This window comes from Serratia entomophila, from assembly GCF_021462285.1.
Taxonomy (GTDB): domain Bacteria; phylum Pseudomonadota; class Gammaproteobacteria; order Enterobacterales; family Enterobacteriaceae; genus Serratia; species Serratia entomophila.
Genome location: NZ_CP082787.1, coordinates 3,714,626 through 3,741,071 on the forward strand (window position 1 = coordinate 3,714,626; position 26,446 = coordinate 3,741,071).

21 protein-coding genes and 1 pseudogene are annotated in these 26,446 nt (G+C 60.5%); 6 read left to right on the forward strand and 16 right to left on the reverse strand.

Translation table 11 applies throughout. The annotated features are described in order from the left end of the window. Position 1 precedes the first annotated feature (1 nt). Positions 2-3,061 carry an autotransporter outer membrane beta-barrel domain-containing protein gene (locus KHA73_RS18020; RefSeq protein WP_234585779.1) on the reverse strand — a complete coding sequence of 1,020 codons (3,060 nt, stop codon included), beginning with the start codon at positions 3,059-3,061 and terminating at the stop codon, positions 2-4. 189 nt (positions 3,062-3,250) lie between these two features. Next, the gene (locus KHA73_RS18025; protein WP_234585780.1) at positions 3,251-3,565 is read right to left on the reverse strand and encodes a putative periplasmic lipoprotein; all 315 of its coding nucleotides are present in this window, start codon (positions 3,563-3,565) and stop codon (positions 3,251-3,253) included. A 179-nt stretch (positions 3,566-3,744) separates the two neighbouring features. On the opposite strand from KHA73_RS18025, the gene KHA73_RS18030 reads away from it, so the two are divergent. Next, positions 3,745-4,377 (forward strand): response regulator transcription factor, encoded by a 633-nt coding sequence (locus tag KHA73_RS18030; RefSeq protein WP_234585781.1) that lies wholly within the window; start codon positions 3,745-3,747, stop codon positions 4,375-4,377. Next, positions 4,374-6,155, forward strand: a complete 1,782-nt coding sequence (locus KHA73_RS18035; RefSeq protein ID WP_234585782.1) for a hybrid sensor histidine kinase/response regulator — start codon at positions 4,374-4,376, stop codon at positions 6,153-6,155. The genes KHA73_RS18030 and KHA73_RS18035 overlap by 4 nt, the downstream gene beginning before the upstream one ends. Before the next feature lie 24 nt (positions 6,156-6,179). On the opposite strand, the pseudogene KHA73_RS24615 reads toward KHA73_RS18035, so the two are convergent. The 6 genes and pseudogenes from KHA73_RS24615 to guaB all read right to left on the reverse strand — a co-directional run. After that, a pseudogene (locus tag KHA73_RS24615) lies at positions 6,180-6,269 on the reverse strand (enoyl-CoA hydratase/isomerase family protein); the annotation flags it as partial. 74 nt (positions 6,270-6,343) lie between these two features. After that, complete coding sequence (locus KHA73_RS18040) at positions 6,344-7,537, reverse strand: MFS transporter (RefSeq protein WP_234585783.1); 1,194 nt, start codon at positions 7,535-7,537, stop codon at positions 6,344-6,346. Further along, positions 7,534-7,929 (reverse strand): GlcG/HbpS family heme-binding protein, encoded by a 396-nt coding sequence (locus KHA73_RS18045; RefSeq protein WP_234585784.1) that lies wholly within the window; start codon positions 7,927-7,929, stop codon positions 7,534-7,536. The genes KHA73_RS18040 and KHA73_RS18045 overlap by 4 nt, the downstream gene beginning before the upstream one ends. An 81-nt stretch (positions 7,930-8,010) precedes the next feature. Then, positions 8,011-8,730: an IclR family transcriptional regulator gene (locus KHA73_RS18050; RefSeq protein ID WP_234585785.1), complete on the reverse strand. Its 720-nt coding sequence runs from the start codon at positions 8,728-8,730 to the stop codon at positions 8,011-8,013. A gap of 321 nt (positions 8,731-9,051) precedes the next feature. Further along, entirely contained in the window at positions 9,052-10,629 is a 1,578-nt protein-coding gene (gene guaA / locus KHA73_RS18055) for a glutamine-hydrolyzing GMP synthase (protein WP_234585786.1), read from the reverse strand. 122 nt (positions 10,630-10,751) lie between these two features. Then, positions 10,752-12,215: an IMP dehydrogenase gene (gene guaB, locus KHA73_RS18060; RefSeq protein WP_234585787.1), complete on the reverse strand. Its 1,464-nt coding sequence runs from the start codon at positions 12,213-12,215 to the stop codon at positions 10,752-10,754. Positions 12,216-12,385: 170 nt separating this feature from the next. On the opposite strand from guaB, the gene xseA reads away from it, so the two are divergent. Then, complete coding sequence (gene xseA / locus KHA73_RS18065; protein ID WP_234585788.1) at positions 12,386-13,762, forward strand: exodeoxyribonuclease VII large subunit; 1,377 nt, start codon at positions 12,386-12,388, stop codon at positions 13,760-13,762. Between the two features lie 5 nt (positions 13,763-13,767). Here xseA and KHA73_RS18070 read toward each other — a convergent pair whose 3' ends face one another. Then, positions 13,768-16,134: a glycoside hydrolase family 31 protein gene (locus KHA73_RS18070; RefSeq protein WP_234585789.1), complete on the reverse strand. Its 2,367-nt coding sequence runs from the start codon at positions 16,132-16,134 to the stop codon at positions 13,768-13,770. A gap of 11 nt (positions 16,135-16,145) precedes the next feature. Further along, complete coding sequence (locus tag KHA73_RS18075) at positions 16,146-17,453, reverse strand: MFS transporter (protein ID WP_234585790.1); 1,308 nt, start codon at positions 17,451-17,453, stop codon at positions 16,146-16,148. 362 nt (positions 17,454-17,815) lie between these two features. Here KHA73_RS18075 and KHA73_RS18080 point away from each other — a divergent pair, with 362 nt between their 5' ends. The 3 genes from KHA73_RS18080 to KHA73_RS18090 all read left to right on the forward strand — a co-directional run bounded on the left by KHA73_RS18080 (position 17,816) and on the right by KHA73_RS18090 (position 20,328). Then, positions 17,816-18,898: a LacI family DNA-binding transcriptional regulator gene (locus tag KHA73_RS18080; RefSeq protein WP_234585791.1), complete on the forward strand. Its 1,083-nt coding sequence runs from the start codon at positions 17,816-17,818 to the stop codon at positions 18,896-18,898. A 63-nt stretch (positions 18,899-18,961) separates the two neighbouring features. Beyond that, entirely contained in the window at positions 18,962-19,987 is a 1,026-nt protein-coding gene (locus KHA73_RS18085; RefSeq protein ID WP_234585792.1) for a M4 family metallopeptidase, read from the forward strand. After that, the gene (locus KHA73_RS18090; RefSeq protein ID WP_234585794.1) at positions 19,987-20,328 is read left to right on the forward strand and encodes a protealysin inhibitor emfourin; all 342 of its coding nucleotides are present in this window, start codon (positions 19,987-19,989) and stop codon (positions 20,326-20,328) included. Before KHA73_RS18085 ends, KHA73_RS18090 begins: the two co-directional genes overlap by 1 nt. A gap of 4 nt (positions 20,329-20,332) precedes the next feature. On the opposite strand, the gene KHA73_RS18095 is transcribed toward KHA73_RS18090, so the two are convergent. The 6 genes from KHA73_RS18095 to hisS all read right to left on the reverse strand — a co-directional run bounded on the left by KHA73_RS18095 (position 20,333) and on the right by hisS (position 26,373). Beyond that, complete coding sequence (locus tag KHA73_RS18095) at positions 20,333-20,554, reverse strand: zinc ribbon domain-containing protein (protein ID WP_234585796.1); 222 nt, start codon at positions 20,552-20,554, stop codon at positions 20,333-20,335. A 13-nt stretch (positions 20,555-20,567) separates the two neighbouring features. Then, on the reverse strand, positions 20,568-21,524 hold the full coding sequence (locus KHA73_RS18100; protein ID WP_234585797.1) for an AEC family transporter: 957 nt from the start codon (positions 21,522-21,524) through the stop codon (positions 20,568-20,570). An 86-nt stretch (positions 21,525-21,610) separates the two neighbouring features. Beyond that, positions 21,611-23,095 (reverse strand): ribosome biogenesis GTPase Der, encoded by a 1,485-nt coding sequence (der, locus tag KHA73_RS18105; protein WP_234585798.1) that lies wholly within the window; start codon positions 23,093-23,095, stop codon positions 21,611-21,613. A 176-nt stretch (positions 23,096-23,271) separates the two neighbouring features. Next, the gene (bamB, locus tag KHA73_RS18110) at positions 23,272-24,453 is read right to left on the reverse strand and encodes an outer membrane protein assembly factor BamB (protein ID WP_234585799.1); all 1,182 of its coding nucleotides are present in this window, start codon (positions 24,451-24,453) and stop codon (positions 23,272-23,274) included. A gap of 11 nt (positions 24,454-24,464) precedes the next feature. Continuing rightward, positions 24,465-25,085: a YfgM family protein gene (locus KHA73_RS18115; RefSeq protein WP_234585800.1), complete on the reverse strand. Its 621-nt coding sequence runs from the start codon at positions 25,083-25,085 to the stop codon at positions 24,465-24,467. Positions 25,086-25,098: 13 nt separating this feature from the next. Then, positions 25,099-26,373, reverse strand: a complete 1,275-nt coding sequence (gene hisS / locus KHA73_RS18120; RefSeq protein ID WP_234585801.1) for a histidine--tRNA ligase — start codon at positions 26,371-26,373, stop codon at positions 25,099-25,101. Positions 26,374-26,446: the final 73 nt, after the last annotated feature.

Sequence of the window (26,446 nt, forward strand, 5' to 3'; positions counted from 1 at the left end):
ATCAGAACGACCATCGGAGGTTGGCGTTGATCGAATTCACCCGGGTGTCGGAACCGTATTGCCCCTGATAACCGAGATCCAACGAACTGGCGCGAGAGAGCTTCAGGCTCACCCCTACGTCCGCCACCATCAGGTTGTCATCAACCGCAATGCCTTGCGTGGTAAAGGCGTCGCTGCCGGCAAACGCCATGCGCGATGACGCGGTTTTATCGCCGTAGGCATGCTGCCACCCCAATGAACCGTAAAGGCTGAGGTTTTTCGGCAGCTCTTTCGTGCCGCGCACGCCCAGGGTGGAATAGAAGGTATTCATCGTTTCATTACGCACGCTCAGCGCGGCGGCGCCGCCCTTCTCCTGGAAGCTGTCGGTATGCAGGCGGATGTAGCTCAGATTAACGAACGGCTCCAGATTGGCGTCCGGCTGACCAAAACGGTAGCCCGCCTCGGTGAAGGCCAGCAGCGAGTTCGCGTCGTAGTCCGACTTCAACCGATCCGAGAAGCCGTTGAAATCGACATTGCGCTTACCTTCAATCTTATGCCAGGTGTAGCCCAAAGCGCCGCGCAGAGAGAACGCATTCTGCTGCCCCGCCGCATACAGGCCGAGGTGGTAGTTATCGCTGTCGATCTTGGAGCGGCGGCTGTCGACATCGTAATCGCCGCGGCTGTATCCGAAATAGCCCCCGATACGGACGCTGTGGTCGGCTAATTTACGGTCGGCACCCAGCAGGAAGCCGCTGGTGTTGCCATCCAGTTTGCCCACGTTGCCGTCACCGCTGTTTCTTACCCAGGAGCCGAAGGTCTGGCCCCAAACGCCGTTGTTTTCCGCTCTGGCCGGCTGCACCAGCGACATCGCCAGTGGCGGAACCGGCAACGCATCATTATCAAATACGCGCAGCATGCGCTGGTTCAGCACGTTGAACAGCTGGGTGCTGCCGGCGATCAGGTTAGACTGCATGGACGGATAAACTTCGCCCGACAGCTGATTGAACGCCTCGCGCGCTTCCGGCGTGCTCAACAGCAATACGGAGTTATACAGAGCCAATGAGGGGCCGCTCTGCGCCAACGTTGAGAGCGCGCCGGCGGTATTCCATTGGTTGCCGGTTTGCGCCACCGTTTGGAAAATGCCGGGTTTACCCTCGCCCGGGTTCTCGCCACCCGGGTTCTCTCCGCCCGGATTCTCGCCACCCGGGTTCTCGCCACCCGGATTCTCGCCGCCCGGATTCTCACCGCCCGGATTCTCACCACCCGGGTTCTCACCGCCCGGGTTCTCACCGCCCGGATTCTCACCGCCCGGATTCTCGCCGCCGCCTTTTTGCGCGATCGTCAGATCCACGGCGTTGGCGCTGTGGTTGAGCGCCACGTCCAGGAAGGCAGATTTTGAGACAGCTTCGGCAAACTGGCCGTCAATCCCGCCTTGCGAAGTCAAAATACGGTAGCTTTGGCCGGTTTGATAACTGGTTTGCGGATCCAGCGCGGTAACCAGCACTTTGGCCTGATTGCTGATGGTGGTTTTACCGGCTACGGCCAATTTGTCGCTGCTGCCGTCGCCGGCGATATCGACGTCATAGAAAGACTCACCGATGAAGTTCAGATAGCGTTGCAGCGTCAGGGTGCCGATATTGCCATCGCCGGGCGAAATATGGCCGCCAGACTGAATTTCGGTTTGGCCCAGCGTGCCGTTGCCGCCCAGCGTACCGCCGGCCTTGATCGACGCAGCGCTGCTGTAGCCCTGGCCGTTGTTCACGTCCGAACCGGCCGTGGCGTTGAGGATCAGCGTGCCGCCACTCTCGGCGCTCAGCGTCTGAATATCGAAAGGGCTGTCTTCTTTTTGCGTATTGATATCGCTGGCGATGATGATTTTGCCGCCCCGGGCGGTCACGTTCGCCTTAAGCTGGGAGAGATCGCCGTTCAGCGTCGTCTGGCCAGAGGTGTTGATGACATCGCCTTCGCCGCTCATTTTGTTGCTGAACACGTAGTTGCCGGCGGTGTGGTTAAAGTACACATAGCTGCCGAACAACCCGCCGCGCAGATTGATCGCCGTTTGGGCGTCGATGGTGCCCGCCCCGCCCGCCGCGCCGAGCGTCGGCTCGGTCAAACCGGTGCCGGTATCCATATTGCCGCGGCTGCCGACGATCAGCGCGCCGCGGTTCGAGCCGGAACCGGTATCGCCCAGCCGCAGTTCGTTAGCGCCGGCGGAAAATACGCCGCCGTCCGCCACCGACAACACGCCGTTGCCGTAATCGCCGACGTTAACGCTGCTGCCGCTGGTAAAACGCGAGCCGTTGCCGGCGATGTAAAGTTCTGCGGTTTTACGCGCGCCTGAGACGCCCGCCACCTCGATGCCGCCGACGTTGACCGCACCGCCGTTCAGCACATCAAGATCGCCGTAGAGCGTGAGCGCGCGGCCGACGTTCCACTGCGCGTTCGCCCCGGTGACCCTGGCCTTCGGGCTCAGTTTATCGGTCTCTCCGGGCCCGGAACCGTTGCCGATGCGCGCGTCGAACGCGGTGTTCAGCACCGCGCCGTCTTCAATCGACAGCGTGGACCGGGCGCCCAGATCGGTGCCGACGCTGAGAAAGTTGCTGACGACTCTGGAGCCGGCGCCCGTGGCGATAAGGTGGCTGTCGTAGCCGCGGGTGGTGCCGACCACGATCTCTTTCGCGCTGGCCAGCGCGCCCTCTTCGACCCGCAGCGTCCCCCGCCCCAGATTCAAGCCGCCGCGCAAGACGAATTGGTCGTTAACGGCGTTCAGTTCGGCGTTCGGCCCTCTGACCGTGACCAGGCTTTCATAAATTTGGCCGTTGAACATCCGGCCGATATTAACGTTATAGGCGGTGATTTTGCCATTATCGATCAGCAGGTTCCCGCTTTGGTTGCGGCCGACATAAACATCCCCGGTGTAGGCCAAAGATTCCGTAATGCGCGTGTCGCCGTCAAAAATGGCATCGTCTGCGCGAGCGATATCGGCGGGCGCCAGCAACAGCAATGGCGCAGAGAACAGAGCGAGGTAAAGTTTGGAAAGCGGCGTATTGACCGCTAAAGGATGCAATATATTGTCATTCACGTGCTATCTCCGTTCTAATTAGCCTGATATCGCGAAAGCCATTGCTATATAAAAAATGTACTAGAGAAGGTTTGACGCGTTATTTCGCGAAAGCAGGCTTATTGATCGTCGGAACGAGAGCTTATTGCCCCCCAGCGCTCAGGTTCCGATGTTTGATACCCGGGGCGGCGGTGCCATCCCCGAGGATAATTATTTATGCGTGACGACCGGCGTACAGGTTGGCGCGCTTAACGACGGCGCCGAGCCTAAAATTCCCGGCATCATCAGCGAAGAACAGTCGAAGATTCGCCCTTTTTCGGTAGTGGCGCGGTAAGAAAGTTTTTGCCCGCCCAGCGCGTCGGGTTGAGCGCCGTTAACATTGGTCACGGTAATTTCATCCGATGACCCCAGGCCCAGCATTTTCGCCGTTTCCGCCTGCAGCAGCGGAATGGCTTGATCGGTTTTCAATGTGGAACAACCGGCTACCATCATCGTAACGGTTAAAGCGATAAGTGTTTTTCTCATAAATTATCCTTTATAACCAAACAGTTCCAAATACTGATTGGCTTTATGTTTTCTCTTATCCAAATCCTCGAATAATATATTTCCCTTTCCTAAACAAAAAAACCCTCCTAAAGTAGGGAGGGTTGATAATAACAAGTCGCCAGAATCAATCTGGCAGGTTTAAGCGGAAGGAGATACCCTTGGGAAAGGATTATGCGTTGGTCGTTGATGACCATCCTTTGGTGGCAAGCGGCATCGCCAATTTCCTGAATACGCATTGTCGATTTAAACATGTCCATGTGGCGATCAACGAAGAACATTGCCATCGCCATATTCTGGAGAATTGCGCCCCCCGCTTAATGGTCATCGATTTTTGGTTATCCGACGGCACTGCATTAAAATTGCTCAAAGAGATCAAAAAGATCTATCCGCAGGTGCGCTTTCTGGTGGTCAGCGGCGATGAGAATAACGAAATATGGCAAAAGGTGCGCGCCGCCGGCGGCCACGGGTTTGTGCTTAAAAACGAACCGCCCGAATTATTCGCCAAAGCGGTTCAGGCGCTAATGGAAAACCAGCAATGGTTCCCTCTGGATACGGCTATCGAGACCGTCAGTGATAATAACCACCTGCAAAAATTCAATTTAACGCCGCGGCAAATTGACGTATTAAATATGATGATGCGCGGCCTGCCTAATAAAAGGATCGCCGCACAGCTTTCTATTTCCGAGCCGACCGTGAAAGAGCATATCGGCAATATTCTAAAAAAACTCGGGGTTAATAGCCGCGTAGAGGCCATTACGCTGCTGCACGGTAAACGAGGGCCGTCGCAATGAGGTTTTTCCAGGATTTACAAAATGATGGTATTTCCTCCCGCGCGCAGATCCGCCTGCTGAATAATACCTTTATGCGGCTGGTCTTCAGCTTTACCGCCGTGCCCTTCGTTGGCATCCCTTTCGCCATCTGGATTTATTTGCTGGGGGATCCGCTGGGACCAACCATTACCTGGATAATCATTTACCTGCTATGCGCCGTGGCGATCCGAATATGGCATCGCCGTTATCAGCGCGAGGCCAAACAAAATGACGAAGACGCCGTACTGCGCCGCTGGCTGCCGCGCATTAATAAAGTGGCTTTGGTGCATGGGCTGGGCATCTCGTCGCTCTATTTAATCACCCCGCAAACCCACAATTTTGACTTTTTTCTGCTGCTCAATATCAGCATCGCCGCGATCGTCGCCGCCAATGCGACCCACCTGACGCCGGTCATCAGCACCTTTACGCGGTTTTTCTTCGCCTCCTGGGGGCTATTGAACCTCGGCATCATCTGGCGGCTGGAAGATATGATGTTTATCGTGCTGATGCTTAATCTGCTGTACGGTTTCGCCATCTATCGCCACGCGTTAACCTCGCATGCGTTCTTTATCCAGCAAGCGTTGCTCGAAGAGAAAAGCTCCCGTCTGGCGGAGCAGTTCCGCCAGGCCAAAGAGGAGGCGGAGCAGGCGCTGCTGGATAAAAACCAATTTTTAACCACCGCCAGCCACGACCTGCGCCAGCCGGTGCACGCCATGGGTTTTCTGATTGAAGCCATTATTCATAAAAACCAGGACGCCACCCTCACGCCGCAGCTGTTAGATCTGCAGCAAAGCGTACGATCGGTGCATCTTATGTTCAATTCGCTGCTCGATCTCAGCAAGATTGAATCCGGCAACGTCAGCACCGCCGCCACCCACGTGGACATCGGCGCCCTGCTGGATTCGGCGATCACCCTGTTCCGCGAAGAGGCGAACAGCCGCGCGTTGGCGCTGCGCACCTGGCGGCCCAAGCGGCGCATCTGCGTGATGGGCGACCCGCTGCTGGTGCGGCAATCGCTGATCAACCTGATACAAAATGCGCTGCGCTACACGCAGCAGGGCGGCGTGCTGATCGCCATCCGCCCACGCGGCGCGGATTGTTTGGTCGAGGTGTGGGACACCGGCGTAGGCATTGCCGACGAAGAAAAGAGCAAAATTTTCTCCCCCTACTACCGCCCCGAGCTGGCGTGGAAAATCGACAGCGCCGGTCACGGTCTGGGGCTGGCGGTGGTGGCGCGCTGCGCCAAGCTGATGAAGGTGAAATACGGCATGCACTCGGTTGAAGGCAAAGGATCGCGCTTCTGGATGCGCTTCAGCCAATACGCCGGCGAAGCCAAACTGCCGGAAAACGCGGCCGGCTACGACAACACCGCAACCCCTACCCGCTATGCGCCGCTGCGCGGCTCCTGCCTGGTGGTGGACGATGATCCGCTGGTGACCTCCGCCTGGGAGAGTTTGATGAGCACCTGGGGCATCCGCGTGCGCTGTGCGGCCTCCGCCGCAGAGGCGTTCGCCATCGTCGATGAAGGCTTCACGCCGTTCGCCGTGCTGTGCGATCAGCGGCTGCGCTCCGGCGAGAGCGGCTTCGATATCCTGCAGGCGCTGTTTGAACGCCTGCCAAACGTCAGCGGCGCCATGGTCAGCGGCGAGTTCAACTCGCCTATCCTGCAGGAGGCCGAGCAGGAGGGGTATCTGGTATTGAGAAAGCCGCTGGAGCCGGCCAAGCTGCATGCGCTGTTGAGCCAGTGGTCGTCCTGCTAGCGAGCACAGACTGGCCGGGACGCCTTAAACGCCAAGCTTGCGCAGCAACCCCTCGAGGTTGCGCTCACCCTCTTTAGTTTGAGCGCCGGCCTTAAGCCCAGCGCGCGTCATGCGGCTCGTTAGGTATTGTTGAGACCGGCCGTGGGCCCCGCCAAGCGCCAGCGGCGAGTTGAACTCGCCGAGGGGTATCAGTTATTGGAAAGCCGCCGACAACGGCGCTGCCCGGCGCTTAGCCATAGCAAGGGAAGCTGAGCCACCAGCACCAGAGCCACGCTCACCCAGGGCGTTAACGCCAGGCTGTCTCGAACGACCAGCGCGCTCCCTAAGGTTTCCCCCAGCGTTATCCCTAAGTTAAACGCGGAAATATTCAATGCTGAAGCAAAATCTACCGCTTGCGGAGCCCAGCGCTCCGCCGTGTTCAGCATCCCGGTCTGGCAACCGGGTGATATGCCGAACGCCAGCAGGCCCCAGAAAAACAGCACAATGACCATCGGATATTGATAGGGCAACGCAACCAGCAGAAAAATCAGCGTTACCAACAGCAGAACCAGCATGCGATGCAGCGCCACCGCCCATCCCATCGCCACCGTTAGCCTGCCGCCCAGGTGATTGCCAATCAGCGTCGCCATGCCAAAAACGATGAGCAGCAAGCTGGCGCCATGCGACGAAAACCCGCTAATGTTAGTCAGGATCGGCGTGATAAACGTGAATACGGCGAAGCTGGCGCCGAACCCCAAAATCGTTACCGACATCATTGCCAGGATCGCCGGCTGAAACAGGGCGGAGAGCTGCGTCGATGCCTTTCCCGGCTCAAGCGCAGGCAGTGCCGGCAGCCATTTTAGCGTCGCCGCCCAGGCGATAACCGACAGCAGGGCGACGGCGAAGAACGGCAGCCGCCACCCCATGCCGTTACCCAGCAGGCTGCCTGCGGGCACCCCGATGATCATCGCCAGCGTTAAACCGGAAAACATCAGCGCAATGGCCGAGCCTGCCCGTTCTTTGGGCACCAGCCGGGATGCGACCGTCGCCCCAATCGCAAAAAAACTGCCGTGCGCTATTGCGGTCACCATGCGCCCGACCAATAGCATGGCGTAGCTTGCCGACAGCGCCGACAACAGGTTTCCGGCAAAAAACAGGGCGACCAACCCCAGCAAGACCGCCTTACGGGGAAAACGCGCCAGGCCCAGCACCGCCAGAGGCGTTCCTATCGCCAGCGCCAGCGCATAAAGCCCGACTAATTTGCCCGCCGCCGCCAAGGACACGTGCAAATCGTCAGCGATGGCGGGCAACACCCCAACCACGATAAACTCTGCGACGCCAATGGCAAACGAGGTGGCGGCCAAAGCCCAAATCCCACGGGGCATCGGCGTTTGCGAACTCATACGCCCCCCGCAGCCGCCAAAGCGATGGACTGGTCCTGCTCCACCGTCGCGCCGGCAACGCCCACAGCCCCCAAAACTTCGCCATCAGCGCCGCGCAACACGATCCCGCCGCCGAAGCTGATTAAGCCGCCATTGGTGTTTTCCAGGGTATAGATGGCGCCGCCAGGCTGGGCGCTCTCCCCCAGATCGATGCTGTCGACGCCAAACAAGGCGGCGGTGCGCGCTTTCTTGACGGAAACGTCAATAGTGCCGGCAACGGCATGGTCCATGCGAATAAACTGACGTAACAATCCGGCATCATCCACCACGCATACGGAAACGGCAAACCCCCTCTCGCTCGCCAACGCACAGGCGCGCTGCATAACGGCGCGGGAAATTCGTTCAAAACTCATCATCAAAACTCCTCAAATTAATTGGCGTTTTGATGATTCCAGAATTGCCGCGACGAATAAATGAGCCAGGGAAGTCTTCAATTATTGTTTGATAATGCCAAACTTTTTCCGCATGACCTCCCCCGCCAACTGCTGCATTCGCTCCTGGCTCAGCCGTTGAGCGGGGCCGGAAATCCCCAGAGCGGCGACAATCTTGCCCTGCCGGCGCAGGGGTAATGCCAGGCAATGCAGCCCGGGTTCCGCCTCTTGCAAATCCAGCGCGTAACCCCGTTGGATGATGGCCAGCAGCTCTTTATCCACCCCCGCCGGCAAGGTACCCGCCCGCCGCAGGCTGCGAATAATATCCGGCTTATCCGCCAACAGCACCCTGCCTATCGCCGAGGTCAGCATCCCTTCTCTGCGGCCACGGCCGCTGAATACCGGCTGCGGGCCATTGGCATCCGCGGCATCCAGGTAGAGATACTCGCGGGTGCCGCATGGCACCGCCAGATAGCACGCCTCGCCGCTCAGCTCGGCGGCAAACTGAAGCATCGGGGCAAAAAACGCCTTCAGATCCTGATCCGAGTCGACCAGGGTTTGGGCTATCGCCCGTAAACGCAGCCCCAGCGAATAGCGGGTGCCGCTGCGGGTGATATATCCCATTGAGGCCAGAGTATTAAGCAAGCCATATATCGTGCTTTTATGCAGCCCCGAGCGCTCGGCAAGATCCACCAGGCGGGCATCGCCCCCTAACGCCGCAATGGTTTCGAGCAGGCCCATCGCGCGCTCCACTGACTGGATCTTACGGCTTTCATCAATCATGCATATCCCTCAGTCGATCGTCTGCTTGCCGATAGAGTAATGCGCATCAGGCAGGATAAAAAGAGCTCTGCCCCTCAGCGCATTACGCGCACGCAGCCATTAACCGTCAGAAAGAGAAAACCCCCGCACGGCGCAGCCGCAACGGGGGGTTTGAATAACCACCGATAGCCAATGATTAGCGGTTCATTAATGAAAGTCCATATTTAGACCACGAACAATGACCTGCCTTGGCCATGGCCGCTCATAAAGAAAAACCCTCTGTATAAACAGAGGGTTTAGCTTATTTCTACCTATTTATGAATAGGCAATGGGGAGTTCAGATCATTCCCACTCAATGGTCGCCGGCGGCTTGCCGCTGATGTCGTACACCACGCGGGAAATGCCGTTCACTTCGTTGATGATGCGGTTGGAGACGCGGCCGAGGAAATCGTACGGCAGGTGCGCCCAGTGCGCGGTCATAAAGTCGATGGTTTCCACTGCGCGCAGTGAAACGACCCAGTCGTATTTACGGCCGTCGCCCATCACGCCGACCGAACGCACCGGCAGGAACACGGTGAACGCCTGGCTGACCTTGTTGTACAGATCGGCCTTGTGCAGCTCTTCGATGAAGATGGCGTCGGCGCGGCGCAGCAGGTCGCAGTACTCTTTCTTCACTTCGCCCAGCACGCGCACGCCCAGACCCGGGCCAGGGAACGGGTGGCGGTACAGCATGTCGTACGGCAGTCCCAGCTCCAGGCCAATCTTGCGCACTTCGTCTTTGAACAGCTCTTTCAGCGGCTCGACCAGGCCCAGCTTCATCTCTTTCGGCAGGCCGCCCACGTTGTGGTGCGACTTGATCACGTGCGCTTTGCCGGTGGCGGAAGCGGCGGATTCGATCACGTCCGGGTAGATGGTGCCTTGCGCCAGCCATTTCACTTCGTCTTGCTTGCAGGCTTCTTCGTCGAACACTTCAACGAACACCCGGCCGATGATCTTGCGTTTGGCTTCCGGCTCGTCAACGCCGGCCAGCTCGCTCAGGAAGCGGTTTTCCGCCGCCACGTGCACGATGTTCAGGCCGAAGTGGTCGCCGAACATTTCCAGCACCTGGTCGGCTTCGTTCAGGCGCAGCAGGCCGTTGTCGACGAACACGCAGGTCAGGCGCTTGCCGATGGCGCGGTGCAGCAGCATCGCGGTCACGGAGGAGTCCACGCCGCCGGACAGGCCGAGGATCACGTGGTCCTCACCCACCTGCTGGCGAATGCGTTCAACCGCGTCTTCGATGATGGTGGCCGGGGTCCACAGGGCTTCACACTGGCAGATGTCCAGTACGAAACGCTCCAGCATGCGCTGGCCCTGGCGGGTGTGGGTCACTTCCGGGTGGAACTGCACGCCGTAGAAGCGTTTTTCTTCGTTGGCCATAATGGCGAACGGACAGGTGTCGGTGCTGGCGACGGTTACGAAGTCGGACGGGATGGCGGTCACTTTGTCGCCGTGGCTCATCCACACGTCCAGCAGCGGCTTGCCCGCCGGGCTGATGGCGTCTTCGATGCCGCGCAGCAGCGCGCTCTCTTTGACGATTTCCACCTGCGCGTAGCCGAACTCGCGCTCGTTGGAACCCTGCACATGGCCACCCAGCTGCATCGCCATGGTCTGCATGCCGTAGCACACGCCCAGCACCGGCACGCCGGCGGTGAACACGTACTCAGGGGCGCGCGGGCTGCCGGCTTCGGTGGTGCTTTCCGGGCCGCCGGAGAGGATGATGCCGCTTGGGTTGAATTCGCGGATCTGCTCTTCGCTAACGTCCCAGGCCCAGAGTTCGCAGTAAACGCCGATTTCACGCACGCGGCGCGCGACCAGTTGGGTGTATTGCGAACCGAAATCCAGAATAAGGATGCGATGCTTATGGATATTTTTTGTCATGTGAGGCGAATTCCAGCAACAGAGAAAAAGGAAAAATCTAAATCGTCAGGACGATTTCAGTCGGCGAGGCCAGGCAGTGGGCTGCGGACGGCGAACAACTGCGCCGGCCGCAGCCCCTGCAATCAACCCATGCGGTAGTTAGGTGACTCTTTGGTGATGGTCACGTCGTGCACGTGGCTTTCCTGAATGCCGGCGCCGCTGATGCGCACGAACTCCGCCTTGGTGCGCAGCTCGTCGATGGTGGCGCAGCCGGTCAGGCCCATGCAGGAGCGCAGGCCGCCCATCTGCTGGTGCACGATGGCTTTCAGCATGCCTTTGTAAGCCACGCGGCCTTCGATGCCTTCCGGCACCAGCTTGTCGGCGGCGTTATCAGTCTGGAAGTAACGGTCGGAAGAGCCTTTGGACATCGCGCCCAGCGAGCCCATGCCGCGGTAGGATTTGAACGAACGGCCCTGATACAGCTCGATTTCGCCCGGGGATTCTTCGGTGCCCGCCAGCATGGAACCAACCATCACGCAGGATGCGCCGGCCGCGATAGCCTTGGCGATGTCGCCGGAGAAGCGAATGCCGCCGTCGGCGATAACCGGGATGCCGGTGCCTTCCAGCGCTTCAACCGCGTCGGCGATGGCGGTGATCTGCGGTACGCCCACGCCGGTCACGATGCGGGTGGTGCAGATGGAGCCGGGGCCGATGCCCACTTTCACCGCGCTCACGCCGGCTTCAGCCAGCGCTTTGGCGCCCGCTGCGGTAGCGACGTTGCCGCCGACGATTTCCAGGTCCGGGTATTTGGCGCGGGTTTCGCGAATGCGCTGCAACACGCCTTCGGAGTGGCCGTGGGAGGAGTCGATCAGCAGCACGTCCACGCCGGCGGCGACCAGCGCGTCAACGCGCTCTTCGTTGCCGGCGCCCGCGCCCACCGCCGCGCCTACGCGCAGGCGGCCGTGTTCGTCTTTACAGGCGTTCGGTTTGCGTTCCGCTTTCTGGAAGTCTTTAACGGTGATCATGCCCAGCAGGTGGAAGCTGTCGTCCACCACCAGCGCTTTCTCAACGCGTTTTTCGTGCATGCGCTGCAGCACCACTTCACGCGCTTCACCCTCTTTCACCGTGACCAGACGCCCTTTCGGCGTCATCACTGCGGTAACCGGCTGGTTCAGATCGGTCACGAAGCGCACGTCGCGGCCGGTGATGATGCCGACCAGTTCGTTTTCTTCGGTCACGACCGGGTAGCCGGCGAAACCGTTGCGGGCGGTCAGCTCTTTCACTTCTTTCAGGGTGGTGGCGGGGGTAACGGTCTGCGGGTCGGTGACTACGCCGCTTTCATGTTTCTTCACCCGGCTGACTTCTTCAGCCTGGCGCTCGATGGACATGTTTTTGTGAATGAAGCCCAGGCCGCCTTCCTGCGCCAGCGCGATGGCCAGGCCGGATTCGGTCACGGTATCCATGGCTGCGGACAGCATAGGGATATTCAGGCGGATATTTTTGGTCAGTTGAGTGCCGAGCTCTGCAGTGTTAGGCAGAACCGTGGAGTGGGCTGGAACCAGGAGAACGTCGTCAAACGTCAGAGCTTCTTTTGCGATACGTAGCATGGGCAATATCTCACCAGGGTGGGCTGTGAAAAAGATAAAATATTGCCGCGGCATTATACAGAGCGTAATCGGTTGCCTCCAGCACTTTCTTGCAAAAACTCTTGATTACCTTTTTCAGGCATGTAGTATCGACCAATTAAGTGGTTGTTTTGAAATTTGATCTGGGTCACATGTCGCTACCTACCTCACCGCCCATTTTTACCGTAAGCCGCCTGAATCAGACGGTTCGACAGCTGCTGGAAATGGAAATGGGGCAGATTTGGCTCTCCGCCGAGATCTCCAACTTCTCCCAGCCGGCCTCCGGCCACTGGTATTTCACCCTGAAAGACGATCGCGCGCAGGTGCGCTGTGCGATGTTCCGCAACAGCAATCGCCGCACCACCTTCCGGCCGCAGAACGGCCAGCAGGTGCTGGTGCGCGCCAGCATCACGCTGTACGAACCGCGCGGCGATTACCAGCTGATCGCCGAAAGCATGCAGCCCGCCGGCGACGGCCTGCTGCAGCAGCAGTTCGAGCAGTTGAAGCAGCGCCTGAGCGCCGAAGGGCTGTTCGACCAGCAGTTCAAGCAGCCGCTGCCCGCCCCGGCCAGGCGCGTCGGGGTGATCACCTCCGCCAGCGGCGCTGCGCTGCACGATATCCTGCAGGTGCTGCAACGGCGCGATCCTTCACTGCCGATCGTTATCTACCCCACTTCGGTGCAGGGTGCGGAAGCGCCGCTGCAGATCGTGCGCGCCATCGAAACCGCCAACCGCCGCGACGAGTGCGACGTGCTGATCGTCGGCCGCGGCGGCGGTTCGCTGGAAGACCTGTGGAGCTTCAACGACGAGCGGGTGGCGCGGGCAATCTTCGCCAGCCGCATTCCGATCGTCAGCGCCGTCGGCCATGAGACCGACGTGACCATCGCCGATTTTGTCGCCGATCTGCGCGCCCCTACCCCCTCCGCCGCCGCCGAGCTGGTCAGCCGCAATCAGCTGGAGCTGTTGCGCCAGCTGCAGTCGCAGCAGCAGCGGCTGGAAATGGCGATGGACTACTACCTGGCCCAGCGGCAGCAACAGTTCACCCGCATCAACCACCGCCTGCAACAGCAGCATCCGCACCTGCGCCTGGCGCGCCAGCAAACGCTGCTGTTCAAGCTGCAGCGCCGCCTGGAAGACGGCATGCAAAACCAGCTGCGCCTGGCGTCGCGCCGCAGCGAGCGCGCCCAGCAGCGGCTGGCGCAGATGCAGCCGCAGGGCCGCATCCACCGCTATCAGCAGCGCATGCAGCAGCAGGAATACCGCCTGCAGCAGGCGCTGGAGCGCCAGCTCAATGCCTACCGCCAGCGCTTCGGCGTGGCCTGCAGCCAGCTCGAGGCGGTCAGCCCGCTGGCGACGCTGGCGCGCGGCTACAGCGTGACGCAAACCCCGCGCGGCGAACTGCTGAAAACCACCCAACAGGCGCAGGTTGGCGAACTGCTGAAAACCCGCCTGCAGGATGGCTGGGTGGAAAGCGAGGTGAAAACCATCATCGTCGCCAAGAAGCCGCGCAAGAAGCGCGCGGCCGAATAACCGCCCTATTCCAACGTAAAACTCTCGCCCGGTTCGCCGTTAACCCACAGCGCACGCGTTTCTCCGGCCGGCAGGCTCAGCTGCAGCGTGCGCCACGCCGGGCGGAACTGCCCCTCGGGGGTGAAGGTCAGCATGATGCGCTGATTGTCGCTGTGCATCTCCCAGCGCAGCCACAGCGCGTTGCCCTGCTGCCAGCCATAACTTTCCCCGTCATCTTCGAACAACAGGCCCGAGGCGCTGCCACAGCCTTTAATCGGGTACAGCCGCAGCTCGCGCCGATCGTCGGCGGCGGCGTCCACATGCGCCAGCCGCTGCGACAGCGGCAACCCGGCCCCGGCGCGCACCAGCAACGGTAAACGCTCCAGCGGCGCGTCCAGCACCACCGTCTGGCCGCCGCTGAACCATTGGCCGCTGTAGAAACAGTACCAGCCGTCGCCGTTGTCCGGCAGGTATACCGGGCGCTGGCGTTGCCCCTGTTCCACCACGCTGGCCACCAGCAGATCGCGGCCAATCAGGAAATCGTCGGTTTCCCGCAGCGTGCGCTCGTCGTGCTCATGATCGAGGAAGGTCGGGCGCAGCATCGGCTCGTCGTCGGCGCTGGCCTGCCACAGCAGGGTGTAGAAATAGGGCATCAGCCGGTAGCGCAGGTTGATCGCCTCGCGCACCGCCGGGGTGGCGGCCGGGTACATCCAGGGTTCGTTGACCGTGGCGTCGTCGTTCCACGAGTGGATGGTGAAGCGCGGGTGCATCACGCCGTTTTGTACCCAGCGCACCAGCAGCTCGGCGTCCGGCCTGTCGCCGGAGAAGCCGCCGACGTCGTGCCCCAGGTTGTACAGCCCGGACAGGCTCATGCCGAGCCCCATGCGGATGTTGTAGCGCAGGGTCTGCCAGCTGGTGCGGTTGTCGCCGCTCCAGGTCTGCACGTAGCGCTGCATGCCGGCGCAGCCGGAGCGCGAAATCAGATACGGCCGCAGCTGCGGCGCAAAGCGCTGCTGGGCCTCCATCGAGGCGCGCATCATCAGCAGCGGCATCACCGGGCGGATATGCTTGATGGCGATCGGCCGGCCAAAGCCGTGGCAGCGCGCTTCGCCGTCCCACACTTCGTATTCGTTGTTGTCGTTCCAGGTGGAATCGATGCCCATTTCCAGCAGCTGTTGCGTAACGCCCTGCTGCCACCAGCGCACCGCCGCCGGGTTGGTGAAATCGAGGTGCGAGCCCTCGTCGTCCCAGAAGCTGGAGCGCTCCGGCGCCTCGCTCTGCGAATCGCGGATAAACAGCCCCTGCTGCGCCACCTGCCGATACTGCGGATGATCCTGCAACAGACAAGGCTTGATGTTGGCCGCCAGCTTCAGGCCGGCGTCGTGAAACGCCTGGCTCAGCTGCTTCGGCTGCGGCACCTTGTCGTAGTTCCAGTTGAACACGTAGCGCTTGTTGCCGATCGAGGTGTAGCCCGACGACAGCTGGAAGGAGTCGCAGGGAATATCGTGCCGTTGGCATAGGGTGATGAACTGCTGCAGCTGCAGCTGGGCGTCCGGCGCGTCGGTGTAATGCATGGTCGAACCGCTGTAGCCCAGGCTCCATTTGGGGCCGAAATGGGTTTTGCCGGTCAGCCGCACGAACGCCTTGGTGACGTCCAGCACCTTCGGCCCGAGGAACAGATAATAATCCAGATCCCCCGCCTCGGCCTGATAGCGGCGATAGGCCAGATGGTAGTTGTCGATCTCGTTGCCCAGATCCAGCCAGCAGCTGCTGAGGTTGTCGTAGAACAGCCCGAAGCTCGCCTCTGCGCCGCGGGTGATGGTGAATGGGACGTGCTTGTACAGCGGATCGGTGCTGGCGGCGTTATAGCCCATGGCGTCCAGGTTGCGCATCTCGAAGCGGCGGCCGCCGCGTTCCAAATCGCCGGCCTTCTCGCCCAGGCCGTAATAGCGTTCACCGGCGAAGCGCCGCTGATAATGCGCCACCCCGTCGCCGTGCGGGTTCAGCAGGTAGGCGCTGGTCGGCCGGTCGGCCGCCAGCGGCCGCCATTCGCCGGCGCTGTTGCAGTGCTCCCACTCCAGCCACAGCGGCTGATGAACGGTGACCCGCAGCGCAGGGGTGCTCACCACCAGCCGATCGTCCTGCTGCTGCAGCCGGTAGCCCGGCAGGCTGAAGCCGGCGACGCTCAGCCGGTCGCGCCCCTCCCAGGGCACATCCGCCTGCGGCGCGATGCTCCAGGTGCGATCCAGCGCCAGTTCCCCGCGCTGTTTGATCAACACGCGGAACAGATGGTCTTCCAGCACGTACAGACAGAACAGGTGGCTTTCATCGACCCGCAGCTCAATGCGGTCGGCATGCTGCCCCACCAGCGTCCAGTTTTTCAAGGTTTTCATAGGTATCCCACTTAGCTGTTAAGCGTTTTTTTGCCGCCGCGTTCGGCGATCAGGGCAATCAGGAACACAGCGCCGATCAGATCGAAGAACCCCATGGCGATAAACAACGGGTTGAAGCCGACGGTGTCGGAGACGGCGCCGATCAATAGCGTGAACAGGAAGCTGGCGATCCAGGCGCTGGATCCGCGCATGCCGTTGACCGTCGCCATCTGGTTTTTATCGAAGGATTCCACCACCAGCGCGCTGAGCATGCAGGAGATCACCTGGTGGCCGAAGCCGCCAATCGAGATCAGTGCGATCGCCACGTAGGGATCTTTGGTGATTGCCACGAACGCCAGCGACACCATCATAAAGGCGCCGGTCACCGAACTGGCGACCACCGAGTTGACGCGGCTGCAGCCGAACCATTTGCGGTACAGCGTGGTGAGGTAGCCGCTGGCGACGCTGCCGATATCCGCCGCCAGGAACGGCAGCCAGGCGAACATGGCGATGTGTTTCAGATCCATGCCGCGTTCGGTGGCCAGGTACAGCGGCACCCAGAAGCTGAACACCGCCCAGGCCGGTTCGGCGAGAAAGGCCGGAATGGCGATGCCGTAGAACTTTTTGTTTTTGCACAGGATCGCCAGCGATTTGAAGAACGGCAGCTTCGGCAGCACCGGCTCATTATCTTCGCGGATCAGATCCAGCTCCTGCTGGCTGAGGTTGGGGTGTTGCTGCGGCGAGTGGTAGAACAGCCACCACAGCACCACCCAGATCAGCGCCAGCGCGCCGGAAAACAGGAAGGCGCCCTGCCAGCCGAAGGAAACGTGGGCGATAACGATGATCGGCGGCGCCAGCATGGCGCCAATCGAGAAACCGACGCCCGCCCAGCCGGCGGCGATCGGCCTTTCCCGCTTCGGGAACCAGTCGGAGATCGCCTTGGCGTTGGCCGGCGTGGCTGCGGCTTCCGCCCCGCCCATAAAGAAGCGCAGAATGGCCAACTGCAGCCAGCTGCCCGCGCCGGCATGCAGCATGCACACCACCGCCCAGATGCTGGCGCAGATCAGGAAGCCCATTTTCAGGCCGATGACGTCGATCAGCCAGCCGCAGATCGGCTGGAAAACGGTGTAGGCCAGCTGGAACGACGCCACTACCCAGGAATATTGCTCGGTGGTCATGTTCAGGCTGGTTTTCAACTCCGGAGCCAGAATGCCCAACGAGTTGCGGGTGATGTAGTTAACCGTGACGCCCAGCAGAAACAACGCCAGCATCCACCAGCGCAGCGATTTGAACTTGCGCCGCCCGCTCTGCGCGACCGTCTGATCGATTTCAACACTCATCTGTCTTCTCCATGCGGCTGCCCGGTGAAACAGCTCGCCTTTTGGTAGGGCACGTTGTGGTATCGAAGGTATGGGCGGTGAAAAATTGAGATATCGCTCGCAAAAATCGCTATCAAAAAATCACAACCACATGAATTATTTTCGTTTTATTTATAATTCAGCCAAAAAATTGGACTGATAAATCTATAAAATTGGTGTACCAATGCAGACTAACCAGCCCGAAAGCGCAGCGAAACGCCATTTTTTGCAAAAATTTTCACGAATAGCTCAAAAGCTGGTCATAATGGTCACGAAAAGCCGCCAGCATGCTGAATAATCATGATGAAAATATTCTCATGGCTGAATTTGAAGGAGATCACAGAATGAACGGAAAGCTGAAAATACAGGAAATCGCTCGCCAAACCGGGCTGTCGATCAGCACCGTCTCCCGCGTGCTGGCGGGCAAAGCCAACACCAGCGCCGAAGCGCGCCACAGGGTGTTGGCCTGCGCCCAGCAAAACGGCATTCTGCAGGGGATCTCCAGCGGCCGGCTGATGCTGAACAACGTGATGGTGTTCGCGCCGCAGCGCGCCTTCGACGTGCGCACCGATATCTTCTACTACAAGGTGATCCAGGGCATTACCGCCGCGCTGGCGCAGCATGAGGTGCGCATCCGCTACTGCGGGCTGGAGGAGGAGCACAGCGACGGCGCACTGTTTCTGGAGAAAATGAGCGATCCGCAAACCGAAGCGGCGCTGATTATCGGCATCGATGACGAACACATCCACACCCTGGCGGCCGATCTGCACAAGCCCTGCGTGCTGATAAACTGCAGCGACCGGCAGATGCGGCTGGACAGCGTGTCGCCCGATCATCAGCTGATTGGCGAATACTCGGCCAATTATTTATTCCAGCAGGGCCACAGCCATATCCTCAACCTGCAATGCCTGCGGCGGCACACCATGGAGCTGCGGCTGGCCGGCATCAGGCAGGCCTATGCCCGGCACCATATTCCCTTCGACGACGGCCGCCACCTGGTAGCCACCTCCGGTTTCGGCAGCGAAGAGGCCGAACAGGCGCTGACCACCTACATCAACGCCATTGGCGCGCATGCGCCGCTGCCGACGGCGGTGCTGGCGGGCGGCGATTACATGGCGGTGGGGGCGGTCAAGGCGCTCAATAAACTGCAGCTGAACGTGCCGGGCGACATCTCGGTCATGAGCACCGACGGTTTTAACCTGGCGGAAATTCACGACGTGCCGCTAACCTCGGTGCAGGTGCCGCGCGACGAACTGGGTTACGAGGCGATCCAGCTGCTGCAGCGGCGCATGCTGCGCGCCGATGCGCCGCCGTGCAATCTGCTGCTGCACGGCCGGCTGGCGGTGCGCGCCTCGGTCAGGCGCATCAGCGCCAACCGGCCATCGCCGGCGGTCAGTACCCACGATCATCGGCTGTACGACGAGTAGGCTACACTTAGGCACAGTGCATTCATTCGATGAGGGTAAATTTTTTGCCTAAGGAGAGCCACTATGCCAACCCTGAGCGCGCGTTCCGTCATTCCCCCCTACATGCTGCGACGGATCATTGAACACGGCAGCGTACCGCAGCGCGACTGTGCGCTGCACACCCTGAATCATGTCCAGAGCCTGCTCGGCAACAAGCCGCTGCGCGCGCCCGGCGCCAAAACCGCCCGCGCCGGCGAAGCCCTGCGCGATATTTACGATGCGCAAAACGGCACCCAATTGCCCGGCAAGCAGGTGCGCAACGAAGGCCAGCCCAGCAACCGCGACGTGGCGGTGGACGAAGCCTACGACTATCTCGGCGTTACCTACGATTTCTTCTGGCAGGCGTATCAGCGCAACTCGCTGGACAACCGGGGCCTGCCGCTGACCGGCAGCGTGCACTACGGCAAGGAATACCAGAACGCCTTTTGGAATGGCCAGCAGATGGTGTTCGGCGACGGCGACGGTGAAATCTTCAACCGCTTTACCATCGCCATCGACGTGGTCGGCCACGAGCTGGCGCACGGCGTGACCGAAAGCGAAGCCGGGCTGATTTACTACCAGCAGGCCGGCGCGCTGAATGAATCGCTGTCCGACGTGTTCGGCTCGCTGGTCAAGCAATTCCATCTGCGGCAAACCGCCGACCAGGCCGACTGGCTGATCGGCGCCGGCCTGCTGGCCAAGGGCATCAACGGCAAGGGGCTGCGTTCGATGTCGGCGCCCGGCACCGCCTACGACGACCCGCTGCTGGGCAAAGACCCGCAGCCGGCCGACATGAAGGGCTATGTGCAGACCAAGGAGGACAACGGCGGCGTACACCTCAACTCCGGCATTCCCAACCGCGCCTTTTATCTGGCGGCGACCGCGCTGGGCGGCTTCGCCTGGGAAAAAGCCGGCTACGTTTGGTACGACACGCTGTGCGACAAGGCGCTGCCGCAGAACGCCGACTTCGCCACCTTCGCCCGCACCACGGTGAAACACGCGCTACGGCGTTTTGATCGGGAAGCGGCGGACAAGGTGCAGCAGGCCTGGCGCCAGGTGGGGGTGGAGTAATGAAGCCCTTGCCGACGCTCGATCAGAACACGGTCATTGAGTTGGCGCGCGAGGGCGGCTTCGCCTTTATTCCCAAGCTGGCGGGCCAGCGGCGCATCGCGCTGGCAGATATTACGCCGGCGCAGCGGCAGCGCCTGAATCAGTTGATTAACCTGACGCTGCCGTATGCCCGGGAAGAGGGCCAGCCGGACTCTCCCGGCTGCGGCGATCAGCGCTATTTTCGCGTGCAAATCAATTACGCCAGCCCGACGCTGTGCAGCGAAATCGTGCTGCTGATCCCGGAAACCAGCGCGCCGCAGGCGCTGGTGGATCTGTGGAAGACCGGCCAGGTGGATGAGTGAATGCTTACAGCGGCTGATAGCTAAAGTTGACCCGCTTTTTGGATATCATCCCGTGGCCGTTCTGGCACAGGTAATCCACCGCGCCGCAGGCCTTCAGCTCCTGCAGCGGCTGCCCGCAGTCCGGGCAGTGGGCCAGCTGCTGATAATCTGCGTTGCACGCGGTGCAATGATAGTGACCATTCACCCACTCCATCGTTTGTTCGCATTGCGGACAGTGCGCTTCCATACTGACTCCTGAATTAAATAAGGCCCCAGGCGCGCAAAAAGTAGATCCCCAGCGCGGTGGTGAAGAAGGAACCGACGGTGGTGATGGCGATAATATTGGCCGCCAGCGTGGCGTTGCCGCCCATGGCGCGCGTCATCACGTAGCTGCCCGAGGCGGTCGGCGTGGCGGAGAACAGGAAGATAATCCCCAGCGCCGCGCCGTGAAAACCGCACAGCCAGCCGCCGAGCGTCATCAATATCGGCACCACGAACAGCTTGGCCGAAGAAGACAGCGCCGCCACGTTGGAGGAGCGGAACATGGCGCGCAGATCCAGGCTGGCGCCGGTGCACAGCAGCGCCAGCGGCAGCGACAGCGCGGAGATGTAGCTGCCGGTCTGCCGGATCACCTGAGGGATGCCCAACCCGGTCTGCGCATAGGCCAGCCCGCACACCAGGCCGAGGATCAGCGGGTTGGTGACGATGCTGCGCAGCAGCGACAGCCGGCTGATTTTCTTGCCCTGCCCGCCCTGCAGGCTGCGCGTCAGGGTGATAACCGACAGCACGTTGTACAGGATCACCGTCACCGTCAGGTACAGCGAGCCGAGCGCCACCCCTTCGCTGCCGTAGGCGGTCATCGCATAGGCCAGGCCGACGATGGCGGTATTGGCGCGGAACCCGCCCTGCACGAAAACGCCCCGCTCGCGCGGCTCCTTAACCAGCCACAAAGCGGCTGCTTCCAACAGCAGGAAGGTGGCGAGAGTGCCGACCGCGCCGAAGATCACCAGCGACAGGTTGCCCAGCAGCTGCGGATGGTTGGTGGCGATGCTGAAGAACAGCAGACAAGGCAGCGCCAGGTTGAACACCAGCTTGGTAGCGCCGTCGATAAAGCGGTCGTCCATCAGGCGCCAGTGGCGCAGCAGTATGCCCAGCAACATCATTAACAGATTGGGGACGGTGACGTTGAATGCAAAACTCCAGGTTTCCCAGGACATGAGGTTCCTTCAGGCTGGCGGCGGTAATCTTCAGATAATAAACAATAAAAAAGGGTGCGGCATCACTGCCACACCCTTTTTAACGATTATTTGCTTTTCTTCAGGTGGCTCATCAAGCGCTTGCGCTTGCGCATCTGGTTCGGCGTCAACAGGTTGCGCTTGCCGGCGAACGGGTTCTCGCCCTCTTTGAACTGGATGCGGATCGGCGTCCCCATGACCTTCAGCGAGCGGCGGAAGTAGTTCATCAGATAACGCTTGTACGAGTCGGCCAGGTCGCTGACCTGGTTGCCGTGGATCACCACGATCGGCGGGTTGTACCCGCCGGCGTGCGCGTACTTCAGCTTCACGCGGCGGCCGCGCACCAGCGGTGGCTGGTGATCGTCGGCGGCCATCTGCATGATTTTGGTCAGCATCGAGGTGTTAACGCGACGGGTCGCGCACTCGTAGGCTTCCTGTACCGATTCGAACAGGTTGCCGACGCCGCTGCCGTGCAGCGCAGAGATGAAGTGCACGCGAGCGAAGTCGACAAAGCCCAGGCGCAGATCCAGCATCTCTTTCACATGCTCGCGATCTTCTTCGCTCATGCCGTCCCACTTGTTGACCGCAATCACCAGTGAGCGCCCGCTATTGAGGATAAAGCCGAGCAGCGAAAGGTCCTGATCGGAAATGCCTTCGCGCGCGTCGATCACCAACAGCACCACGTTGGCGTCTTCAATCGCCTGCAGGGTTTTGATTACCGAGAATTTCTCTACGGTTTCCGTTACCTTGCCGCGTTTACGCACCCCGGCGGTGTCGATCAGCACGTATTCACGCTCGTCGCGCACCATCGGAATATAGATGCTGTCGCGGGTGGTGCCCGGCATGTCGTACACCACCACGCGTTCCTCGCCGAGGATACGGTTAGTAAGCGTAGACTTACCTACGTTCGGGCGGCCCACGATCGCCAGCTTGATCGGCAAGTCCTGCGGGTTGAAATCGTCTTCCGGCTCTTCAAACTCTTCGAGGTTTTCACCTTCTTGCTCGGCCCAATAAGCGGCATTGGCCTCTTCTTCGGTCAGCTCGGCTTCTTCCTCTTTGGCCGGAACGAACGGCACCAGCACGTGCTCGATCAGCTGAGTCACGCCGCGGCCGTGTGAAGCCGCAATGGCGTAGACGTCGCCCAGGCCCAGCGAGTAGAAATCGGCGGTGGCCATGTCCGGATCCATACCGTCGGTCTTGTTGGCCACCAGGAAGGTCGCCTTCTGACGGTTGCGCAGATGCTGGGCAATGCCCTGATCCGCCGGCATCAGGCCGGCGCGCGCGTCGACCATGAACAGCACGATGTCCGCTTCTTCAATCGCCAACAGCGACTGACCGGCCATGCGCGTTTCGACGCCGTCTTCGGTGCCGTCAATACCGCCGGTATCGACGATAATAAATTCATTGCCCTCAACTTCAGCACGACCATACTTGCGGTCTCGCGTTAGCCCGGGGAAATCCGCCACCAGCGCATCACGCGTCTGTGTCAAACGGTTAAACAAGGTGGATTTACCCACATTCGGGCGCCCGACCAGCGCGACGACAGGTATCATTGTTGAAGCCTCATTACTTAATAATCAATGCGTTACTGCACTCCGGATAGACACCGGCAGTGCAGCTTATAAAATACGAAACGGCCCCTGAACCCTCAGGAGCCGTTTTCCCCTCATCTTTCGCGCCGCTGCGGCGCGAAGCCTGTTGGGTACTGAAAAGGTTGCGACTGCCGGCGTTAGCGGGTGAAAGCGTAAACTTTCCCGCCGCGCGCCTGAATGACCAGCTTATCGCCAGCCACCATCGGCGCAGACAGGAAGCCGGAGCTGTCCACCTCCTGCTGGGCGACAAAACGGCCGTCCGTAGTATTCACCCAGTGCAGGTAACCTTCGGCGTCGCCGGTCACCAGATAACCATTATACATCACCGGCGGCGTCAGGTTGCGGTGCAGCAGATCGCTCTGCGTCCACACGGTCACGCCGCCTTCGGTGCTCAACGCCACCAGGCGATCGTTCTGATCGATCAGGTAAATGCGCCCGGCATCGACGATAAAGTCGTTCACCGAGCCCAACTCACGTTTCCACATGATCTGGCCGGAACGCAGATCCAGCGCCGTCAGGTTGCCATTGTACCCCAATGCGTAGACGATGCCTTCAACGATTACCGGCGTGGTGTCCACATCGTTCAGGCGATCGATTTCGGTCGCGCCGCTCGGTTGGGAAATACGCTGCTGCCAAATCAGCTGGCCCTGCTGCATCAGCACGGCGCTGACGCGGCCGTTGTCGCCACCGACGATGGCGGCGCCAAAGGCGACGGCCGGCGCGGATTCACCGCGCAGCGACAGCGATGGCATGTCCAGGTTAACCGTCCACTTAACCGCGCCGTCAGACTCGTTCAGCGCCTGCAGCAGGCCGTTGGAGGTGTGGATCAACACCATGCCGTCGCTGACAACCGGGCGGGAAATCGCTTCGCCGGCCACCTTGGTCTGCCAGGCTACGGCGCCGTCCGCGGTATTGAGTGCGTAAACCACCGCTTTCTCGCTGCCGACATACACTTTATCGCCCGCTACCGCCAGGCCGCCGGACAACAACGCCGGCAGGTTGCTGGAGAAGAAGCCGGTCTTCTCGGAGAGATCGACCTTCCACTTCTCGTTGCCGCTGTCGGCATCCAGCGCCTTCACGATGCCGTGGCGGTCCGCAGCGTAAATGGTGCTGTCCTGGAAGGCCGGACGCAGGTGAGAATAGAACTCACCGATGCCGTCGCCGACCGAGGTGCTCCACGCCTTGTTCGGCGTAAACTGATTTTCAACTTTCGGCAGCGGCGACATGGTAACCACGTCTTCTTCACTGTTAAACAGCGAGCAACCACTCAGCAAGGCAACGGAAACCAGTCCGACCAAGAGTGTTTTACGCAATTGCATGGGAATTCCCCTTAGCTGGACAAGTTATTCAATTTCATGCGCAGCAGTACCTGCAGCGCCTGAGAAGCGTTGGACTCAATGCCTTTGCTGTATGCTTCGCGCGCGCCCTTGGCGTCGCCCTTGGCCAGCAACACGTCGCCGCGCACGTCCTGCGTCATCGCCGTCCAGCCTTCGCCTTTCACGCCATCCAGCGTTTTCAGCGCGTCATCCAGCTTTTTCTCCTGCAGCTGGACGCGAGCCAGACGCAGGTTGATCATCGACAACAGGTTATCGTCTTTGGTCTGGCCCTGCGCCAGCGCCAACTGCTGTTCCGCCTTGGCGAAATCGTTTTGTTCGACAAAATGCCTGGCCAGCTGCAACGCGGCCAATACGCCGTAGCTGTTGCTGTTGGCCTGAATGAATTTCTCGGCGGCGGCCACGTCGTCCGGCTTACCGGCCGCCAGGCGATCGCTGGCTTCCTGATAGGATTGGGACGCTGCCATCATGTTGGAGTTTTGGTTGCTCTGCCAAAAGCGCCAGCCGACCAGGGCACCAATTCCGAGCACCACGCCCACCGCCAGCGCTTTACCGTTTTCGGCAAAGAACCGACGCACGGCGTCGACTTGTTCGTTTTCAGTGGTATAGACTTCCACGGTGTCCTTCTCCTTAACCTAACATCATAGCCAGACGCCCAGCGACTTCGCTTTGCGCCAGCGTTTCTTGTTCACCACTGCGCAGGTCTTTCACCACCACCTGCTGTGCCGCAACTTCGTTTTCGCCCAGAATCAATGCGACGCGCGCGCCCCATTTGTCTGCCCGGGTGATCTGCTTCTTGAAGTTGCCGCCACCGTAGTTGGTCATCAATTTCAGCTGCGGCGCGGCGTCACGCACCTGCTCCGCCAACTGCATCGCCGCGCTCTGCGCGCCGGCGCCCGAAGAAATTACGTACACATCAATAGTGGCCGGCGCCTTGAACGCCGGATTGACCGCCTGAACCAGCAGCACCAGGCGCTCCAGACCCATCGCAAAGCCTACGGCAGGCGTTGCGCGCCCGCCCAGCTGCTCGACCAGGCCGTCGTAACGGCCGCCCGCGCATACCGTGCCCTGTGCGCCAAGGCTGCTGGTTACCCACTCGAATACCGTGCGGTTGTAGTAGTCCAGACCGCGCACCAGGCGTTCGTTGATGGTATATGGGATACCCGCCTGCGCCAAAAGTTCACACAGGCCGGTAAAGTGAGTACGGGATTCTTCATCCAGATACTCGGACAGGCGCGGTGCGTCGTTCAACAGCGCCTGCACCTCTGGGTTTTTCGAGTCCAGCACGCGCAGCGGGTTGCTGTACATGCGGCGCTTGCAGTCTTCGTCCAACACCTCGACGTGCTGCTCGAGGAAGGCCACCAGCGCGTCGCGGTAGTTGGCGCGCGCCTCCAGCGAACCGATGGAGTTCAGCTCCAGCTTGACGTGCTCGGCAATGCCCAGCGCGCGCCACCAGCGGGCGGTCAGCAGGATCAGTTCGGCGTCGATGTCCGGGCCTTGCAGGCCGAACACTTCCGCACCCAGCTGGTTGAACTGGCGATAGCGGCCTTTTTGCGGGCGCTCATAGCGGAACATCGGGCCGATGTACCACAGACGCTGTTCCTGATTGTACAGCAGACCATGTTCGATGCCGGCGCGAACGCAGCCAGCCGTGCCTTCCGGACGCAGCGTCAGGCTCTCGCCGTTGCGGTCCTCGAAGGTATACATCTCTTTTTCCACGACGTCGGTCACTTCGCCGATCGCGCGTTTGAATAACGGGGTCTGCTCTACAATCGGCAACCGGATTTCGCTGTAACCGTAGCCGCCAAGCACCTGCTTGAGGGTGCCTTCAATACGCTGCCATAATGCCGTGTCTTCCGGCAGGTAGTCGTTCATGCCGCGAATGGCTTGAATGTTCTTTGCCACGTGAGTTCTCTGTCCGTTGTCTATAAAAATGAACCCGATTATAGGGACTTTGCCGCCCGGTATTCAACGCGGA

Bases quoted from the DNA above. Each gene is read 5' to 3' on its own strand.
- der (WP_234585798.1), bottom strand. From the start codon at position 23,095: ATGATACCTGTCGTCGCGCTGGTCGGGCGCCCGAATGTGGGTAAATCC.
- KHA73_RS18025 (WP_234585780.1), bottom strand. From the start codon at position 3,565: ATGAGAAAAACACTTATCGCTTTAACCGTTACGATGATGGTAGCCGGT.
- KHA73_RS18035 (WP_234585782.1), top strand. From the start codon at position 4,374: ATGAGGTTTTTCCAGGATTTACAAAATGATGGTATTTCCTCCCGCGCG.
- KHA73_RS18050 (WP_234585785.1), bottom strand. From the start codon at position 8,730: ATGATTGATGAAAGCCGTAAGATCCAGTCAGTGGAGCGCGCGATGGGC.
- KHA73_RS18040 (WP_234585783.1), bottom strand. From the start codon at position 7,537: ATGAGTTCGCAAACGCCGATGCCCCGTGGGATTTGGGCTTTGGCCGCC.
- KHA73_RS18100 (WP_234585797.1), bottom strand. From the start codon at position 21,524: ATGTCCTGGGAAACCTGGAGTTTTGCATTCAACGTCACCGTCCCCAAT.
- guaA (WP_234585786.1), bottom strand. From the start codon at position 10,629: ATGACAAAAAATATCCATAAGCATCGCATCCTTATTCTGGATTTCGGT.
- guaB (WP_234585787.1), bottom strand. From the start codon at position 12,215: ATGCTACGTATCGCAAAAGAAGCTCTGACGTTTGACGACGTTCTCCTG.
- KHA73_RS18075 (WP_234585790.1), bottom strand. From the start codon at position 17,453: ATGAGTGTTGAAATCGATCAGACGGTCGCGCAGAGCGGGCGGCGCAAG.
- KHA73_RS18090 (WP_234585794.1), top strand. From the start codon at position 19,987: ATGAAGCCCTTGCCGACGCTCGATCAGAACACGGTCATTGAGTTGGCG.
- KHA73_RS18085 (WP_234585792.1), top strand. From the start codon at position 18,962: ATGCCAACCCTGAGCGCGCGTTCCGTCATTCCCCCCTACATGCTGCGA.
- KHA73_RS18070 (WP_234585789.1), bottom strand. From the start codon at position 16,134: ATGAAAACCTTGAAAAACTGGACGCTGGTGGGGCAGCATGCCGACCGC.
- xseA (WP_234585788.1), top strand. From the start codon at position 12,386: ATGTCGCTACCTACCTCACCGCCCATTTTTACCGTAAGCCGCCTGAAT.
- KHA73_RS18095 (WP_234585796.1), bottom strand. From the start codon at position 20,554: ATGGAAGCGCACTGTCCGCAATGCGAACAAACGATGGAGTGGGTGAAT.
- KHA73_RS18080 (WP_234585791.1), top strand. From the start codon at position 17,816: ATGAACGGAAAGCTGAAAATACAGGAAATCGCTCGCCAAACCGGGCTG.
- KHA73_RS18045 (WP_234585784.1), bottom strand. From the start codon at position 7,929: ATGAGTTTTGAACGAATTTCCCGCGCCGTTATGCAGCGCGCCTGTGCG.
- bamB (WP_234585799.1), bottom strand. From the start codon at position 24,453: ATGCAATTGCGTAAAACACTCTTGGTCGGACTGGTTTCCGTTGCCTTG.